At 64.7% G+C, this 14,945-nt stretch carries 20 protein-coding genes; 7 read left to right on the plus strand and 13 right to left on the minus strand.

Features of this window, described 5'->3' with window-relative positions; translation table 11 throughout:
- Positions 1-15 precede the first annotated feature (15 nt).
- From ACUXST_RS06725 to ACUXST_RS06735, 3 genes are all read left to right on the plus strand, one after another.
- Positions 16-687 (plus strand): pyrimidine 5'-nucleotidase, encoded by a 672-nt coding sequence (locus ACUXST_RS06725; protein ID WP_458389199.1) that lies wholly within the window; start codon positions 16-18, stop codon positions 685-687.
- The gene (dapD, locus tag ACUXST_RS06730; protein ID WP_458389200.1) at positions 684-1,508 is read left to right on the plus strand and encodes a 2,3,4,5-tetrahydropyridine-2,6-dicarboxylate N-succinyltransferase; all 825 of its coding nucleotides are present in this window, start codon (positions 684-686) and stop codon (positions 1,506-1,508) included. Before ACUXST_RS06725 ends, dapD begins: the two co-directional genes overlap by 4 nt.
- 78 nt (positions 1,509-1,586) lie before the next feature.
- The gene (locus tag ACUXST_RS06735; protein WP_458389201.1) at positions 1,587-2,615 is read left to right on the plus strand and encodes a DMT family transporter; all 1,029 of its coding nucleotides are present in this window, start codon (positions 1,587-1,589) and stop codon (positions 2,613-2,615) included.
- Here ACUXST_RS06735 and ACUXST_RS06740 read toward each other — a convergent pair.
- From ACUXST_RS06740 to ACUXST_RS06750, 3 genes are all read right to left on the minus strand, one after another.
- Positions 2,572-3,453, minus strand: a complete 882-nt coding sequence (locus ACUXST_RS06740) for a pirin family protein (protein ID WP_458389202.1) — start codon at positions 3,451-3,453, stop codon at positions 2,572-2,574. The genes ACUXST_RS06735 and ACUXST_RS06740 overlap by 44 nt on opposite strands.
- Positions 3,453-4,307: a hypothetical protein gene (locus ACUXST_RS06745; protein WP_458389203.1), complete on the minus strand. Its 855-nt coding sequence runs from the start codon at positions 4,305-4,307 to the stop codon at positions 3,453-3,455. The genes ACUXST_RS06740 and ACUXST_RS06745 overlap by 1 nt, the downstream gene beginning before the upstream one ends.
- A 61-nt stretch (positions 4,308-4,368) precedes the next feature.
- Entirely contained in the window at positions 4,369-4,662 is a 294-nt protein-coding gene (locus ACUXST_RS06750) for a BolA family protein (RefSeq protein WP_458389204.1), read from the minus strand.
- Positions 4,663-4,684: 22 nt separating this feature from the next.
- Between ACUXST_RS06750 and ACUXST_RS06755 the strand changes: the two genes are divergently transcribed.
- Entirely contained in the window at positions 4,685-5,254 is a 570-nt protein-coding gene (locus ACUXST_RS06755; protein ID WP_458389205.1) for a J domain-containing protein, read from the plus strand.
- Here ACUXST_RS06755 and ACUXST_RS06760 read toward each other — a convergent pair.
- The 8 genes from ACUXST_RS06760 to ACUXST_RS06795 are packed head-to-tail and all read right to left on the minus strand — an operon-like array spanning position 5,251 to position 9,881.
- Complete coding sequence (locus tag ACUXST_RS06760; protein ID WP_458389206.1) at positions 5,251-5,907, minus strand: glutathione S-transferase family protein; 657 nt, start codon at positions 5,905-5,907, stop codon at positions 5,251-5,253. The genes ACUXST_RS06755 and ACUXST_RS06760 overlap by 4 nt on opposite strands.
- On the minus strand, positions 5,904-6,614 hold the full coding sequence (locus tag ACUXST_RS06765) for a DUF899 family protein (RefSeq protein ID WP_458389207.1): 711 nt from the start codon (positions 6,612-6,614) through the stop codon (positions 5,904-5,906). The genes ACUXST_RS06760 and ACUXST_RS06765 overlap by 4 nt, the downstream gene beginning before the upstream one ends.
- Positions 6,611-7,105, minus strand: coding sequence for an SRPBCC domain-containing protein (locus ACUXST_RS06770; RefSeq protein ID WP_458389208.1), 495 nt, complete (start codon positions 7,103-7,105; stop codon positions 6,611-6,613). Before ACUXST_RS06770 ends, ACUXST_RS06765 begins: the two co-directional genes overlap by 4 nt.
- Entirely contained in the window at positions 7,102-7,593 is a 492-nt protein-coding gene (locus ACUXST_RS06775; protein ID WP_458389209.1) for a VOC family protein, read from the minus strand. Before ACUXST_RS06775 ends, ACUXST_RS06770 begins: the two co-directional genes overlap by 4 nt.
- Entirely contained in the window at positions 7,590-8,378 is a 789-nt protein-coding gene (locus tag ACUXST_RS06780) for a VOC family protein (protein ID WP_458389210.1), read from the minus strand. Before ACUXST_RS06780 ends, ACUXST_RS06775 begins: the two co-directional genes overlap by 4 nt.
- A complete protein-coding gene (locus ACUXST_RS06785) occupies positions 8,375-8,743 on the minus strand; it encodes a DUF1428 domain-containing protein (protein WP_458389211.1) in 369 nt (122 codons plus the stop codon). Before ACUXST_RS06785 ends, ACUXST_RS06780 begins: the two co-directional genes overlap by 4 nt.
- Complete coding sequence (locus tag ACUXST_RS06790) at positions 8,740-9,417, minus strand: glutathione S-transferase family protein (RefSeq protein ID WP_458389212.1); 678 nt, start codon at positions 9,415-9,417, stop codon at positions 8,740-8,742. The genes ACUXST_RS06785 and ACUXST_RS06790 overlap by 4 nt, the downstream gene beginning before the upstream one ends.
- An 11-nt stretch (positions 9,418-9,428) precedes the next feature.
- A complete protein-coding gene (locus ACUXST_RS06795; protein WP_458389213.1) occupies positions 9,429-9,881 on the minus strand; it encodes a VOC family protein in 453 nt (150 codons plus the stop codon).
- 64 nt (positions 9,882-9,945) lie between these two features.
- On the opposite strand from ACUXST_RS06795, the gene ACUXST_RS06800 reads away from it, so the two are divergent.
- Positions 9,946-10,626 (plus strand): winged helix-turn-helix transcriptional regulator, encoded by a 681-nt coding sequence (locus ACUXST_RS06800; protein WP_458389214.1) that lies wholly within the window; start codon positions 9,946-9,948, stop codon positions 10,624-10,626.
- 31 nt (positions 10,627-10,657) lie between these two features.
- Entirely contained in the window at positions 10,658-11,662 is a 1,005-nt protein-coding gene (gene cobS / locus ACUXST_RS06805) for a cobaltochelatase subunit CobS (protein WP_458389215.1), read from the plus strand.
- Between the two features lie 97 nt (positions 11,663-11,759).
- On the opposite strand, the gene ACUXST_RS06810 is transcribed toward cobS, so the two are convergent.
- Positions 11,760-12,203: a M10 family metallopeptidase C-terminal domain-containing protein gene (locus ACUXST_RS06810; RefSeq protein ID WP_458389216.1), complete on the minus strand. Its 444-nt coding sequence runs from the start codon at positions 12,201-12,203 to the stop codon at positions 11,760-11,762.
- Positions 12,204-12,465: 262 nt separating this feature from the next.
- Between ACUXST_RS06810 and cobT the strand changes: the two genes are divergently transcribed.
- Positions 12,466-14,286, plus strand: a complete 1,821-nt coding sequence (cobT, locus tag ACUXST_RS06815; protein WP_458389217.1) for a cobaltochelatase subunit CobT — start codon at positions 12,466-12,468, stop codon at positions 14,284-14,286.
- A gap of 253 nt (positions 14,287-14,539) precedes the next feature.
- On the opposite strand, the gene rpmB is transcribed toward cobT, so the two are convergent.
- A complete protein-coding gene (gene rpmB / locus ACUXST_RS06820; RefSeq protein ID WP_458389218.1) occupies positions 14,540-14,833 on the minus strand; it encodes a 50S ribosomal protein L28 in 294 nt (97 codons plus the stop codon).
- Positions 14,834-14,945 lie beyond the last annotated feature (112 nt).

The following is a 14,945-nucleotide window of genomic DNA, read 5'->3' on the forward strand; positions in this document are numbered from 1 at the left end:
CTACGGACGGGGGCGATGGATCCCGCCTTCCGCCACGTCCGAGACTGGATTTTCGATCTCGACAACTGCCTGTACCCGGCGTCCACAGGCCTGTTCGACCTTATCGACGAGCGCATGGCCGCGTTCATCCAGCGGCTGCTGAGCTGCGACCCGCAGGAAGCGCGGCGCGTGCAGAAGGCGCATTTCCATCAGCACGGGACGACGCTCGCCGGCCTGATGAAGGAGCATGGCGTCGATGCGCACGATTTCCTTAGCGACGTTCACGACATTCCGCTCGACCGGGTCGAAGTGAATCCGAGGCTCCAGCGCGCCCTTGCGGCGCTGCCGGGACGCAAGCTCGTCTTCACCAACGGCGATGCGACCTACGCGACCCGCGTGCTGGAGCGGATCGGCATCCACGGCCACTTCGACGCGCTGCATGACATCCACGCGAACGACTACCGCCCCAAGCCCGATCCGTATGGCTACGCCCTGTTATGCGAGCGGTTCGGCATCGACCCGCAACACGCGCTGCTCGCCGACGACATGATCCAGAACCTGCGTCCGGCCAAAGCGCTCGGCATCACGACGGTGTGGGTCGACAATGGCTCCGAGCGCGGCGATCACGGCTTTGAAGAGGGCATCGCCGACTATCGCATCGGCGATGTCGCCGACTGGCTCGACACCATCCTGGGGGACACGCAATGACGGATCAGCTGCAATCGACGATCGACGCTGCCTGGGAGCGGCGCGACGAGATTGGCGCGTCAACCAGGGGCGAGGTTCGGGATGCCGTTGATGCGGCGATCGCAGCCTTGGACTCCGGCGAGGCGCGCATCGCCGAGCAGGCCGGCGGAGAGTGGACCGTTCATCAGTGGTTGAAGAAGGCAGTGCTGCTGTCCTTTCGCCTCAACCCGATGGAGGCGATTACCGGCGGACCGGGCGGCGCGCAGTGGTGGGACAAGGTGCCTTCCAAGTTCACAGGCTGGAGCGAACAGGATTTCACGGAAGCCGGCTTCCGCGCCGTGCCGGGAGCGATCGTCCGCCGCGGGGCATACGTTGCACCTGGAGCCGTATTGATGCCGAGCTTTGTCAACATTGGCGCTCGGGTCGGCGAGGGGACGATGGTCGACACCTGGGCGACCGTCGGCAGCTGCGCGCAGATCGGCCGGAACGTCCACATCTCTGGCGGCGCGGGCATCGGCGGCGTGCTCGAGCCGCTGCAGGCCGGACCCGTCATCATCGAGGACGATTGCTTCATCGGTGCGCGGTCGGAAGTCGCGGAAGGTGTCATCATTGAGCAGGGGTCGGTGCTGTCGATGGGGGTGTTCCTCGGCGCATCCACGAAGATCGTCGACCGCGCGACCGGAGAGGTGTGGTACGGGCGCGTGCCTCCATATTCGGTGGTGGTCCCGGGCGCGTTGCCTGCCAAGGACGGCGGGCCGGCGCTCGCCTGTGCCGTGATCGTCAAGCAGGTCGACGAGCGCACGCGGTCCAAGACCAGCATCAACGAACTGCTCCGTGACTGACGGCACATAAGTCCAGCTTATCGCCTGCCGACGCACATTTGTTAGCGCTCGCGCAGCCCTTTCCCTAAGTCTCTGCTCATGAAGCCCGAGGACCGCCGCGCGTTCGAGCGCAATCGCGAGGAAGCGCCGGCCGCCGGAAGCGGTGATGCTGGCAACATGATCCGAACGCAAATGAATGGCCGCGACTGGGGCATCATGCTGGTGCTGGCGGCAATCTGGGGTGCAGCCTTCTTCTTCATCGGGGTGGCGGTGCGTCATGTCGCGCCGCTGACGTATGTGTGGCTGCGGCTGACGATCGCCTCTTCGGGGCTGTGGATCTACCTCTGGGTTCGCGGCGAGAAGGCAGGACTGCCGCGAAGCATCTGGGGTTCCATCGTACTCCTGGCGCTGCTGAACAACAGCGTGCCCTTCGTCCTGATCGGCTGGGGCGAGATCCACATCGCGAGCGGTCTTGCCGCCATTCTCAATGCGACGACGCCGATCATGGGCGTGGTTGTCGCGCACTTCTTCACCCAGGACGAGCGGATGAGCGTTCGGAAGCTGGCCGGCGTGCTGCTGGGCGTCGCGGGCGTGATGGTGATGGTAGGCCCGTCCATCCTGACTCAGGTGGGCGACAATGCTCTGGCGCAGCTGGCGTGCCTCGCGGCCTCGCTAAGCTACGCGTTGGCGGCTGTGTGGGCGCGGCGGTTCAAGAAGCTCGGCGTATCCCCGATCGGCGTGACGACCGGCCAGCTCACTGCCGGAGCGCTGATGCTGTTCCCGCTGATGATGATCGTCGACCGGCCCTGGACCCGACCTGCACCGCCGCTCGGCGCCTGGGCAGCAATCGCCGCCCTTGCTCTGCTCTGCACGGCCTTCGCGTACGTTCTATACTTCCGGCTGCTCCAGCGGGCCGGAGCAACGAACGCGATGCTCGTCACGCTCATCGTGCCACCAATTGCGATTCTGCTCGGTGGTCTGTTCCTGCACGAGGCACTGACCGCGCAGGATTTCGGGGGGCTGCTGCTGATTGCGCTCGGCCTTGCGGCGATCGACGGGCGGCTGCTCCAGCTGTTGGGCCGGCTCAGGGGTAGCTCACCGTCTTTGGCACTGCCGGAAGCGGAATGAACTCCTGATCGTCACCCGGCACTGACGGGAAGCGCATCGCTTTCCAGTCTTCCTTCGCCTGGTTGATCCGCTCGCGGGATGAGGAAACGAAGTTCCAGAAGACGTAGCGCCGCGTCGTGAACGCCTCACCGCCCATCAGCATCGCGCGGCCGCCCTCCGCACTCGTCAAGCGGGCGGCGTGCCCGGGCTGCAGCACGTAAAGGGTGAACAGCTGAAGCGCCTGGCCGTCCAGTTCCGCCGCACCCTCGACGAGCATGACTGCTCGCTCGTCGGCGTCGGCATCGATCGGGATCGAAGAGCCTAGCCCCAGCATGACGTCGGCGTAGATCGTCTCTGAATCGCAGCGGGTCGCGGCGGTTGCGCCCCACAGCGTACCCATCAGCACCCGGCCTGAAGAAGTGCCATCGTCAACCACGGGCAGCGCATCGCCAGGGACATGGTCGAAGGCAGGGTCCACTTCCTCGCCGCCGTCGGGGAGGGCGATCCAGGTCTGCATGCCATAGAGCCTCGGCCCCTCGGGCCGCAGCGCCTCGGGCGAGCGCTCGGAATGGACGATGCCGCGACCTGCAGTCATCAGGTTGATCGCGCCCGGCTCGATTACCTGGTGCGAGCCGACGCTGTCGCGATGCTCGATGGCGCCCTCGAAGAGGTAGGACACCGTCGCCAAGTTGATGTGCGGGTGCGGTCGAACGTCCATGCCGCCGCCCGCCGGCAGCCGCGCCGGCCCGAACTGGTCGACGAAGATGAACGGTCCGACCATCGTCCGCTCCCGCGCCGGAAGCGCCCGCCGCACCTTGAACTCGCCCAGGTCGTGCGTGACCGGCGTAATGATCTGCATCAGGTCTCCGTTTCGCCCGCGTTGCTCAGCCACCGGCGGACTGCGCGCATCGGCCGAGTCCGCCAAAGGAGAATGAGGAGACCGGCTAGCAGCGCGAGCGGCACAATAACAGCAAGCGCCTGGAGGACCATGCCGATGAGCCAGACGATTGTGCCGACAAACGTGTGCCAAGCTTCGCGAACAGGGTTCCCGCGGAAGCCCGGCACGCCTCCGCGACCGTAATAGTGGAATTCCATCGGCGTGCTTGCGAGCGCCGCCTGACCGGCTGCGACTTTCCGGGATTGCTCGGACGATTGCTGCTGCAGCATCTGGATCCGGCTCAGAATGTTGGCGTGAGCGTCGCTTTCGGGCTTGGTCCTCGCAAGCTCCTGCTGCAGCTGCGATATCTCGGCGGCGGCATCATTCTTCTGGTTCGATGCCTGTTCGATGGCGGGCCCCTCGTCGGAGCTGCCGATGACCAGACGCAGCAGCTTCCCGTCGTTGCCGCTCACAACGTCCCGGGCTGACTTCCCGAATTGACGGGCGATCAGCGGATCGAGCTTGAGGTCCAGCTCCGCGTTGACCTGCTCATTTTCGTCGACGCTGTACGACATTCCAGTGATCCGGCACTTCGAAAGGCCGAGATTTTCGCAAGCCGCTGCATGAGCCTCCTGAGTTGCGGAGATCCGGTCGTCGGGCAGGGTGAATTCGTAGGCGAAATTGAAGGCGACGCCGGGCGTCACAGTAGCGGACACGTCCGGTGGGGAACTGGTGTCGCTCGCCTGACCGCTTCTTCCGTCATTCTTGGAGCAGGATGGGCAAGCGAGCAGCGCGGTGGCGGCGAACAATGCGGCGCGAATTGGACGAGGGGTCATTGTCATCTCCCGCGATGTCTTCGACTCGGCGGGTCTGGATAGGCTATTCTCTAGCTTCACACTAGAGATCATTTTCTCCCGGTGCAGTGGCTCGGATGGAAAGCGCGTGGACGCGCTCGTGCATCAGTTCGGCGAGTGCGGCGTAGACCATCCGCTGTCGTTGCAGGCGGTTCTTGCCCGCAAATGCTGCGCTTTGGATGCGCAAGCTGAAGTGGCTTTCGCCCGCTGGATTGTGGCCGCCGTGGCCACGATGCTGCTCGCTGTCGTCGATCAGCTCGATAGCCGACGGATTTAGCACCGAGTTGAGCCGACGCAGCATTTCAGTCGCCACCGGCCCCGTTTTCTGAGCGTTCATGGCCCCTATATAGAGGCGCTCAATGGCAACGAAGCAATCCAGGATGCACGGGCGGGTCGAAGGGGCCCGGGCCTGCTGCGCAGTACCCGGCTGCGATGAACCGGGCGAGTTCAAGGCACCGCTCGCGCCGGCGGACTTCGATGGTCCCGGCGCCTGGCGTTTCCTGTGCCTGGACCACGTCCGCGAGCACAATGCGAAGTACAATTTCTTCGAAGGCATGAGCCCCGACGAGATTTCCGACGCGCAGCGGCCGCTTGCCGGCTGGGACCGGCCGAGCCGCCGCTTCGCCGCGAACGGCTCCGACCCGCCACCCGCGTGGAGCGACTTTTCCGATCCGCTTGATGCAATTTCCGCCCGATTCGGCCGCCGGCCGGAACAGAAGATGTCGCGCTTCACCCGTGATGAGCAGCGCGCGCTGTCCATCCTTGGCCTCGGCGAGGACGCGGACCGGCACTCGGTGCGGCAGCGCTATTCAGCTCTGGTCCGGCGCTTCCATCCGGACCGCAACGGTGGCGACCGTTCGCAAGAGGAGCGGCTCGGGCGCGTGATCGATGCCTACCAGTTGCTGAAGAAAGCGGCCGCCTTCACCTAGTCGCGATCGGGCGCGCCGAGCGGGAAGTAGGCACGGTAGGGGCGGCCTTCATCGACGGCACGAGCGATGGGCGGGTGCGCGAGCAGGCGAGCACGGTAGGCTGCAAGTCGCGGCCGGCCGGCGCCGATCTCCTCGACCCAATCCGCATAGAATAGAGACGGCGCGGCGGCGCAGTCCGCTAGCGTGAACCGCTCGCCGGCAGCCCAGGGGCCCTCGCCGAGACTGGACTCAAGCCAATCGTAGGCGATGTGCAGCCGCTCGCGGGCGCGGGCGACGCCGTACGGATCATGTGCGTCCTCCGGCCGAAGCGCGTCGGAGACGGGCGCCTGCATATTGGTCATGACGTGAAGGTCGAAGAAGCGATCGACGAAGCGAACGCGGCGACCGAGATCGCCGTCCGGGATCCACATGTTCTTGCCGGCGTGGTGAGCCTGCAGATGTTCGATGATCACGGTGGACTCGAACACCGGTTTCCCGTCGTCGATCAGCAGCGGGAACTGACCGAATGGCGAGTGGCGCTTGAGCGTCTCGTAATTCTCCGGGTGATCCGGGGCAATGGTGCGGTACTCGAACGAGGTTTCGTCGGCCCACAAGGCGATCAGCACCTTCTGCGTGTAGCTGCTGAACGGGTGTCCAAAGAGTTCGAGACTCAAGCGTCATACTCCAGCTTCGGGTACCAATCCTTGCCGCGGCCCTCCGGCGTCCAGTCGAGGACGTTCCACAATGGAGTCGGATCAGGGGCCAGGTGCGGGTCGGAGCCCGGATCCGCGGTCTCAAAGCCGCCCTCCGCCGCCCAGAATAGCCGCACCTTGTCGCCTTCTCGCTTCCAGACGATGACCATTGCCCATTCGCTTTCGTCGTCGGCGAGGCCGCGATAGTCTCTGGCAAAGTCGTCGCCCACCGGCTGGTAGAACTTGAGATGGGTCCAGCCGCGCTCGCGGGCGAACTCGAGCTGCCGGGAGACAGGCGACCTGCCGATGATCGCCATGGCGATCCGCTGTTCGATGTCAGGCGCCGGAATGTCCAGCGAGCCGACGAGCGACGTGCACATCGGGCAGGGCCGCTCGCGTTCAGGACCGTACATCCAGAAATAGGTGAACAGCGTGTCGTGCTCCCCGAACAGATCGGCGAGGCTGTGCTCTTTGCCGTCCGCGTCGAGGAAGCGGTACTTGTCGCTGACCTCGCCGCCGTCCGGCAGCTCGCGGCGCAGGGCGGCGACGCGCTGAATGTGACGGCGGAGTTCGATCTCTTCGGCTAACAGCTTTGTGCGCGCCCGCCGATATTCCGCGCTTTCATTCGGGAACGGCTTGCTCCCGAGCTCCGCCAGTTCGGCGGCCGGTTTCAGCTGAGCCTCGGTCATGCGGACACCGCGGCCGGCTGTTCTGCCTTTTCAGATTCGGCGAGATCGGCAAGCTGCGCCGCCACTGCGCTCCAGCCCTCTTCGAAGCCCATCTTGCGGTGTTCTTCCGCCGCCTCTGCCGTCCAGTGGCGCGCAGATGCGCGGTAGAGCGTGCCCTCGCCGTCCGGCTCGATCTCCATCACGCCGACAAGGAACGGCTTGTGCGGCTGCCAGCCCGCCGAAAACGCGTCCGTGAAGATGAAGCGCCGCTCCGGCTCATACTCCAGCAGAACTCCTCCGACATTTTCCTCCCCCTGGCAATCGGCCTCTCCAGCCGGTCCGCGCATGACGAGGCGGAAGGCGCCCCCGGGGCGCCATTCCAGTTGCTCGATGGTCGTCGTCCAGGGCCGAGGGCACCACCATTCGGTGATGCGATCGGTCATGATCTGCCAAACGGGCGCAGGCGGCGCGGCGATGCGGCGCTCGACCGACAGCTCAAGCGGGCCGCTCATGCGCTGGCGCCTTCCACCGCTGCCTCGATCGCCGCGATGTCGATCTTGCGCATCGTCATCATCGACTGGAACGCACGCTTGGCCTTTTCCTTGTCGGGGCTCGTCGTCAGTTCGAGCAGCCGCCGCGGGGTGATCTGCCAGGAGAAGCCCCACTTGTCCTTGCACCAGCCGCACGCGCTTTCCTCGCCGCCCTGCGTCGTGATCGCGCTCCAGTAGCGATCCGTTTCTTCCTGGCTGTCGGTCAGCACCATGAAGCTCACCGCTTCATTCGGCTTGAAGTTCGGTCCGCCATTCAGGCCGACGAACGGCCGTCCGAGCACCGTGAACTCGACGGTGAGCTCGTCGCCCTGAGTGCCGCCGGGGAAATCGGACGCTGCTCCATGCGCGGGGCCCGCATGGCTGTCGGGGAAGGTTGCCGCGTAGAACTCGGCGGCCTTGCGCGCCTCGCCTTTGTCGAACCACAGACACGTGGTCATCTTCTCGGTCATCCTTGCCCTCCTTCGATCAGCATGAAAAATGCGCCTTCGGGATCGTTCGCCTGGATGATCATCCCGCCCCCCGGCACCTCGGTCGGTCCGAACAGGATCTCGCCGCCGCCACTGCGAACCGCTTCGATGCTCCGCTCGAGGTTCTCGACCCGGAAGCAGTAGCGCCAGGCAGGCTGGCGGTCGGGAGGAGCGAACATCGCGCCAATGGTATCGCCGTCGTTCTCGATGAACTGGTAGTCGCCCAATGGGCCCATCGGCATCACGTCGCCGAGCGTCCAGCCAAACTGCGCTGGATAGAAGCTCTTGGCGGACTGGAGGTCGGTAGTGAGGAGCTCGTTCCAGGCGCAGCAGCCAACGCGGCTCGGCGAGAAGACGTCGCTACGCTGGTCTTCCGCACCTTCAGGCGGGATTGGCTTGATGACGTAGAATGCCGCGCCTTGGGGATCGGAGAGCAGCGCCACGCGGCCGATGCTGGGAATGTCGAAGGCCGGCATCCATGCCTTGCCGCCGGCAGCCTCGACCGAGCTGACCGTCGCGTCGACGTCGTCGACGCCGATGTATCCGAACCAGCCCGGCCTGGCACCGTGTTCCTGCATCTCGGGAGACAGGACCAGCATGCCACCGGCGGAGCCGCCGTCGCTGCGGCGGATCGACCGGTAGCCCTTGAACTCGGGTGTCGGCTCCTGGACCGACCAGCCGACCACGGAATCGTAAAACGTCTTGGCGGCATCGGGATCGGCGGTCATCAGTTCGTACCAGACGTGGCTTCCGCGAAGGCCGCTCATTGAATGTTCTCCAGCGTCGATGCGAATGGCTTGAAGCCGCCCCAAAACATGCGCTTGCCATCGAACGGCATTGGCTGGGCGCCGGGTTGCATGTCGGGATCGGCCATGATCTTGCCCCAAGCCGTGTCCCGGACTTCCTTCGAAGGCCAGATCACGAAGGAGAAGACGACGTTTTCTCCCTCCTGGGCCTGCACTGCCTTGTAGAAGTCGGTCGTATGTCCATGTTCGAGGCCGTCGCCGAGCGCTTCGGCCGAGGCGATCGCGCCGTGTTCGACCGCCTTCTTTGCGAACAGCTCGGCCAGGCGACGGTACTCCTCGAGCTTGTCGTCCCTGAGTGGCAGGACGAATCCATCGATATAGCTCATGCTGCAACTCCTTCCGGCTGGTGCTCGCGGTAGGTCGCAAGCTGATCCTCAAGTGCTCGCTGGAAAGCCGGCCGCGCCTGCCCCCGTGCGACGAACTCCGCGAGATTGGGCGTGTCCGCCAGAAGCCCGCAGCGGTCCGCAATCCGCAGGACCGTCACCATCATGATGTCGCCGATGGTGAAGCGATCGCCCTCGAGCCACTGCTTTTGGCCGAGCCGGTCCGAGAGGCGTCGCAAGCGCTGCCGCGCGGCCTGGTCGAAGGTGGGCTTGCTTGGGGCAGCCCACGGCTCGCCGGCATAGACCCGCTCCAGAAGGCCGCGCAGCTGGACCGCAGGTTCGACGCTGCTCACAGCCGCATAGGCCCATTGGATCGCCCGGTACTTGCCCTGGTCGTCCCGCGGCAGGAGCACTTCGCTCTTCTCGCCGATATATTGCAGGATCGCGCCGCTCTCGAAAATCTGCAGCGCGCCTTCTCGGAAGCTCGGCACCTGATCGAACGGTTGCTCGTTCAGATATTCGGAGGGCCGCTCCATACCGAGCAGCCGGACGCGATACTCCAGGCCGGCTTCTTCCAGCGCCCAGCGGACGCGGAGGTCTTTAACCAGCCCGTGCGCCGGCGGCGGCACCCAGGCGAGGGCAGTGACTTCGATGTCGGATTTTTCGTTCAAGGGCATGTCTCTCTCCCCTAGTTCGCGTCAGCTGTTTCGACCGGATGCGCGCCTGTTTCGGCGAAGGCCGGGTCCATCCACATCGGCTCCCATTGGTGACCATCCGGGTCTTCGAAGTCCCGGCCGTACATCGGCCCGCCCGTCGTTTGGTCCTGCTGCGAGAGGTCTACCTTGCCACCTGCGGCGCCCGCTGCATCGGTGATCCGGTCGACTTCCGCGGGGCTGTCGCAGGAGATGCAGAGCAACACCTGACTAGTGTTGTTCGCGTCCGCAATCGGCTTGCGCGTGAAGGTGGCATAGAAGGGGTGAGTGAGCAGCATCACGGCGATCGTGTCGCTCAGCACCATCATTGCTGCGACGTCGTTGCTGAACTTCGGCTCGTTGCGGAAGCCGATCGCTTCATAGAACGCCTTCGACCGATCAAGATCGGTGACGGGCAGGTTCACGAAGATCATTCGGGGCGTCGTCATCTTTTTCCCTCCTAGGCGAGTCGATTCGCTTGCTTTTTGACTCATCAAGTCATAAATAGCAACCGTGCAGTTAGGAAAAGTAACCAAGCATCGAAACACTGAGGACAAGCGTCGGTACGACGACGCTTGCGGCCTTGCGCATGCGCTCGAGCTGATCGGCGAGCGTTGGGCGATGCTGGTGGTGCGGGAGCTTGCCTATGGTCCGCGGCGCTTCTCGGAGTTGAAGGCAGACCTGCCCGGGATCAGCGCCAACGTGCTGACGCAGCGGCTGGCTGAGCTCGAACAGCGCGGGGTGGTCCGAAAGACGCGGCTGCCGCCGCCGGCATCGGTCCAGGTCTACGAAGCGACCGACTGGGGCCTCGAGGTCGCTCCGGTTGTCGGCGCCCTCGGCAAATGGGCGGCAAGGAGCCCGCTCCACAATCCTACTCTGCCGATGAGCCACGTGTCGGTGATGATGTCGCTGCAGACCTTGTTCTCCCCCGAACGCGCCGCTGGCCTTCGGGCGCGGATTGGCTTCCGCTTCGGGGACATCAGCTATGTTGCGACGGTCGCTGGCGATCGTCTGGAGGTGGACCGAACCGCAGCAAGCGAATGCGATGTGGTATTCACCGGCAGCTCAAGCGATGTCGCTGCCGTCATCCATGGCGGAGCGCCTTTCGAAACGATCTCGATCGAGGGAGACATGGCGCTGGCGAAGCGTTTCGTGACGCTCTTCCCGCTGCCGCCCAAGGTTACGCCAAGTTGAGGCGGCGGCCCGCTTTCTCTAAGGGCCAATTATGACCGACCTCCCCAACGTTAAGCCCGAAAGCCGAAGCGAGACCCTGCTCGCGATCCCTGACAAGACCGTGAAGGTACGCGACACGTTCGGTGTCGATTCGGACATGGAAGTGCCTGCCTTCAGCGAAGCGGACGAGCGGGTGCCCGACCTCGATCCCACCTATGTTTTCGACGCGAACACCACACTTGCCATCTGCGCGGGGTTCTCGAAGAACCGGCGCGTGATGGTCCAGGGCTATCACGGCACCGGCAAGTCCACGCACATCGAGCAGATCGCGGCGCGGCTGAACTGGCCGCTGATTCGCGTCAACCTGGATGCGCACATCAGCCGCATCGACCTTGTCGGTCGTGACGCCATTGTCCTTCGCGACGGACAGCAGGTCACGGAATTCCGCGAAGGTCTGCTGCCCTGGGCGCTGCAGCATCCGGTCGCGCTCGTGTTCGATGAATATGACGCTGGCCGACCGGACGTGATGTTCGTGATCCAGCGCGTGCTAGAGGCCGAGGGCAAGCTGACGCTGCTCGACCAGAATCGCGTGATCCGGCCGAACCCGTGGTTTCGGCTGTTCGCGACGACCAACACGGTCGGCCTCGGTGACACGACCGGCCTCTACCACGGCACCCAGGCGATCAATCAGGGCCAGATGGACCGCTGGAACATCGTCACGACGCTCAATTACCTGCCGGCGCAGATCGAAGCGCAGATCGTGCTAGCCAAGTCGGGAGAGTATGACGACCCGCATGGCAAGGAGACCGTCGACAAGATGGTCAAGGTCGCCGAGCTGAGCCGCCAGGGCTTCATGAACGGCGACATCTCGACCGTGATGAGCCCGCGGACGGTCATCAGCTGGGCCCAGAACGCGCACATCTTCGGCGACCTCGGCTACGCGTTCCGCGTGTCGTTCCTCAACAAGTGCGACGAGACCGAGCGGCCGCTGATCGCCGAATATTACCAGCGCGTGTTCGGCAAGGACCTGCCGGAGAGCGTCGCCGGAAAGGCCTGACGTGCGAGCAGGCCTCCGAGCCTGCCGCTTCTCTCGTCACCAAGGAACTGAGCAAAAGAAAAGGGGCCCCGGTCACCCGGAGCCCCATTCCTGAAGACTAGAGCGATGAGACGAAGAGGATGTCGCTCATGTGCACGGCGTCGCCCTGCACGACGATGTGCAGGTCGTAGCTGCCGTTATGGTCGGTGTCGGCAAAGAGGTTGCCGCCACTGATCTTGATCGCATGCGAATTCACATGGAACGCCGAGAGGTCGATCTTGTCGGTGCCGCTGTGGAAATCGCGGATCTTGTCCATCGAAGTGTCGGCGAACACGAACACGTCGGAGCCTGCGCCGCCGCTCAGTTCGTCCTTCCCCAGCCCGCCGTTCAGCGTGTCGTTTCCGGCGTTACCGGTGAGCACGTTGTTCAGTGCGTTGCCGAGGATGTGGTCGTCCCCGGAACCGCCGATCGCGTTTTCGATCTTCGCACCATAGGCAATCGCAATGTTATCGACCGGGCGACCGTCAGGGCCGAGGTCATTGCGGGCGTAGAAGGCGTCCAACTCAGGCTGCGTCTAGTCCCGCCAATGCCGACTGCCGCGGCGCAAATTACTCTGAACAAACACAATCCCCAAATTCGCCGACGCGGCACGACTCGCGGCAACGTGTCGTACCTTTAATGATTCGTTCACCAGTTAAACGCGGTAGCTCGCCTGCAATCAGACAATTCGACGAACTGATGGCGTGGGCGCTTGAGCCGAATGCCGCAGCCGCGGCAACTGACCGTCTCGCCCCTCAACGAGGTTTCGCTTAAGGGCTCGCCGAATGGCCGACCACTCGCCGATTGATCAGTTCCGCCGCGCCCTTGCAGGGGCGAGCCGCGCCATAGCTCGTGATCCCGAGGTCGATGTGATCTTCGGGTCGGAGACCGGCCCGTCGTCCGGCAAGACCGCCCGCGTTCCCTCGCCTGGACCAGGCATGGAAGCACGGCTCGTCGCGGAGGCGCGGGGCGCCGCGGACGCCCTCGCACTCCGGCTCCGCCATCATGACCAAGCTCTCCACGCCAAAGGCGCGCCGATGGACGTCGAAGCGCGTGCAGTCTTTGACGCGCTCGAGACGGCACGGGTCGAAGCGCTCGGCGCGCGGACAATGGCCGGCGTCCGCGAGAACCTGTCGCACCTCACCGATGCGCGGGTTCGCGGCGACGCGATCGTTCGCGCGCGAAGCGCCGAGGAAGTGCCGTTGGCGACTGCGGTCGCGCTGCTGGCACGGGAACGGCTGACCGGAGAAGCTCCGCCGCAGCAGGCGCTTGCAGGTCTGGACCTGGTCTCGCCGTGGATTGAGGAGAAGGCTGCTGCCGAGCTCGATGCTTTGGCGCTGACGCTCGACGACCAGGCGGCATTCGCGAGGCTTGCGCGTCGCGTGCTGGAGGATCTCGACCTCGCCGCCGCCGAAGAGCCGGCGAAGGAAGAGCCGGAAGACAGCGGCGACGACGAGGAAGGTGACGAGGGCTCCAGCGAAGAATCCGCAGGCGAAGAGGACCAGTCGGACCCTGGTGCAGGCGACGTCGAGATGCGTGGGGAAGAGTCGCAGGAAGGCTCGAACGAAGAGCAGGGCGCCGACGACATGGAGCCCGGCGAGGAAGACGGCAGTCCTGGCGAGGACCAGAGCGACAGCCTGTCCGCCTCGTCGGGGCGCCGTAACTGGGATTCGGCGCCGGAGACCGAGTACAAGGTGTTCACCACCCGGTTCGACGAAGTGGTCGAGGCCGGCGAGCTCTGCGACGACGAGGAGCTCGGGCGTCTCCGCGCGTATCTCGATCAGCAGATGGGCGGACTCCAGAACATTGTCACCCGGCTGGCTAACCGGCTGCAGCGGCGGCTGATGGCGCAGCAGGCGCGCAGCTGGGACTTCGACCAGGAAGAAGGCATGCTCGACGCCGCTCGGCTGGCGCGGGTGATCGTCAGCCCCGCGCACTCGCTTTCCTACAAGGTCGAGCGGGAGACGGAATTCCGCGACACGATCGTCTCGCTTCTGATCGACAATTCAGGCTCGATGCGGGGCCGACCGATCGCGATCGCCGCCATCTGCGCCGACATCCTCGCCCGAACGCTCGAACGCTGCGGGGTCGCGACGGAAGTGCTCGGCTTCACCACCCGTGGATGGAAGGGCGGGCAGAGCCGCGAGGCCTGGCTTTCCGCGGGGCGCCCGCCGAATCCCGGCCGGCTCAACGACCTGCGCCACATCGTCTACAAGCGTGCTGACGTCGCCTACCGCCATTCGCGGCGCCACCTCGGACTGATGATGCGCGAGGGGCTGCTCAAGGAGAATATCGACGGCGAAGCGCTGCTGTGGGCGCACAACCGCCTGATTGCCCGTCCCGAGGAGCGGCGGATCCTGATGGTCATCTCGGATGGAGCACCGGTGGATGATTCGACGGCTTCGGCAAACAACGGGAGCTACCTGGAGCGGCACTTGCGGCAGGTCATTGCGTGGATTGAAACGCGTTCGCCGGTGGAGCTGATCGCCATCGGCATCGGCCACGACGTGACCCGCTACTACGACCGGGCAGTGACGATCATGGACGCGGACCAGCTCGCCGGAGCGATGATGGAGCAGCTGGCCACTCTGTTCGAAAGTCGCTGAAAAAACGGGCCCGGCGCAACAACGCGCGCCGGGCCCCCCTCGTTACGCGACGCGAGGGAATTCGTCGGTCTCCCGACATGACGGGGAAAAGGGGATAACCCCGTCCGATGAAGGGGTTATGCGCGATTCGCATGCAATCGAAGCTGAACGCCGAGTGCAGCCCGCGTTCATGAAAAAACACGATCCGTCAACGACTTGTCAGCCGTGACCGAGCGATTGCTGGAGTGAGGAGCGCGGCCTTGCGGCCGAGCGCTTAGGCCGCCTCTGCGGAAGCCTTTTTGGCGAGCTCACGCTTCAGCTTGCGGGCGCGCGGGCTGAGCTTGTCCTCGCTCGTCTTGCGCAGCCAGTTGTCGAGACCGCCGACATGCTCGACCGAGCGCAACCCGTGCGTCGAAACGCGCAGCTTGACGCTCTGGTTGAGCGCGTCCGAGATCAGCGTGACGTTCTGCAGGTTCGGCAGAAACGTGCGCTTGGTCTTGTTATTGGCGTGAGAAACGTTGTTCCCCACCTGCCGGCCCTTGCCGGTCAGCTCGCATACGCGCGACATGGTCTAAGTTCCTGGTTTTTGGACAAGCGCGTGGCTGTGTCCGGAAAGCGCCGCCCGTTAGCCGCTCCTGCGGGGCTCGTCAACGTTTCGGCGCCCGTACGGCGAGAAACAA

This window comes from Sphingomonas sp. F9_3S_D5_B_2, assembly GCF_054263715.1.

Excerpts from the sequence above, each read along its gene's own strand:
- ACUXST_RS06725 (WP_458389199.1), top strand. The coding sequence starts at position 16 with ATGGATCCCGCCTTCCGCCACGTCCGAGACTGGATTTTCGATCTCGAC.
- dapD (WP_458389200.1), top strand. The coding sequence starts at position 684 with ATGACGGATCAGCTGCAATCGACGATCGACGCTGCCTGGGAGCGGCGC.
- ACUXST_RS06735 (WP_458389201.1), top strand. The coding sequence starts at position 1,587 with ATGAAGCCCGAGGACCGCCGCGCGTTCGAGCGCAATCGCGAGGAAGCG.
- ACUXST_RS06740 (WP_458389202.1), bottom strand. The coding sequence starts at position 3,453 with ATGCAGATCATTACGCCGGTCACGCACGACCTGGGCGAGTTCAAGGTG.
- ACUXST_RS06745 (WP_458389203.1), bottom strand. The coding sequence starts at position 4,307 with ATGACCCCTCGTCCAATTCGCGCCGCATTGTTCGCCGCCACCGCGCTG.
- ACUXST_RS06750 (WP_458389204.1), bottom strand. The coding sequence starts at position 4,662 with ATGAACGCTCAGAAAACGGGGCCGGTGGCGACTGAAATGCTGCGTCGG.
- ACUXST_RS06755 (WP_458389205.1), top strand. The coding sequence starts at position 4,685 with ATGGCAACGAAGCAATCCAGGATGCACGGGCGGGTCGAAGGGGCCCGG.
- ACUXST_RS06765 (WP_458389207.1), bottom strand. The coding sequence starts at position 6,614 with ATGACCGAGGCTCAGCTGAAACCGGCCGCCGAACTGGCGGAGCTCGGG.
- ACUXST_RS06770 (WP_458389208.1), bottom strand. The coding sequence starts at position 7,105 with ATGAGCGGCCCGCTTGAGCTGTCGGTCGAGCGCCGCATCGCCGCGCCG.
- ACUXST_RS06775 (WP_458389209.1), bottom strand. The coding sequence starts at position 7,593 with ATGACCGAGAAGATGACCACGTGTCTGTGGTTCGACAAAGGCGAGGCG.
- ACUXST_RS06780 (WP_458389210.1), bottom strand. The coding sequence starts at position 8,378 with ATGAGCGGCCTTCGCGGAAGCCACGTCTGGTACGAACTGATGACCGCC.
- ACUXST_RS06785 (WP_458389211.1), bottom strand. The coding sequence starts at position 8,743 with ATGAGCTATATCGATGGATTCGTCCTGCCACTCAGGGACGACAAGCTC.
- ACUXST_RS06790 (WP_458389212.1), bottom strand. The coding sequence starts at position 9,417 with ATGCCCTTGAACGAAAAATCCGACATCGAAGTCACTGCCCTCGCCTGG.
- ACUXST_RS06795 (WP_458389213.1), bottom strand. The coding sequence starts at position 9,881 with ATGACGACGCCCCGAATGATCTTCGTGAACCTGCCCGTCACCGATCTT.
- cobS (WP_458389215.1), top strand. The coding sequence starts at position 10,658 with ATGACCGACCTCCCCAACGTTAAGCCCGAAAGCCGAAGCGAGACCCTG.
- cobT (WP_458389217.1), top strand. The coding sequence starts at position 12,466 with ATGGCCGACCACTCGCCGATTGATCAGTTCCGCCGCGCCCTTGCAGGG.
- rpmB (WP_458389218.1), bottom strand. The coding sequence starts at position 14,833 with ATGTCGCGCGTATGCGAGCTGACCGGCAAGGGCCGGCAGGTGGGGAAC.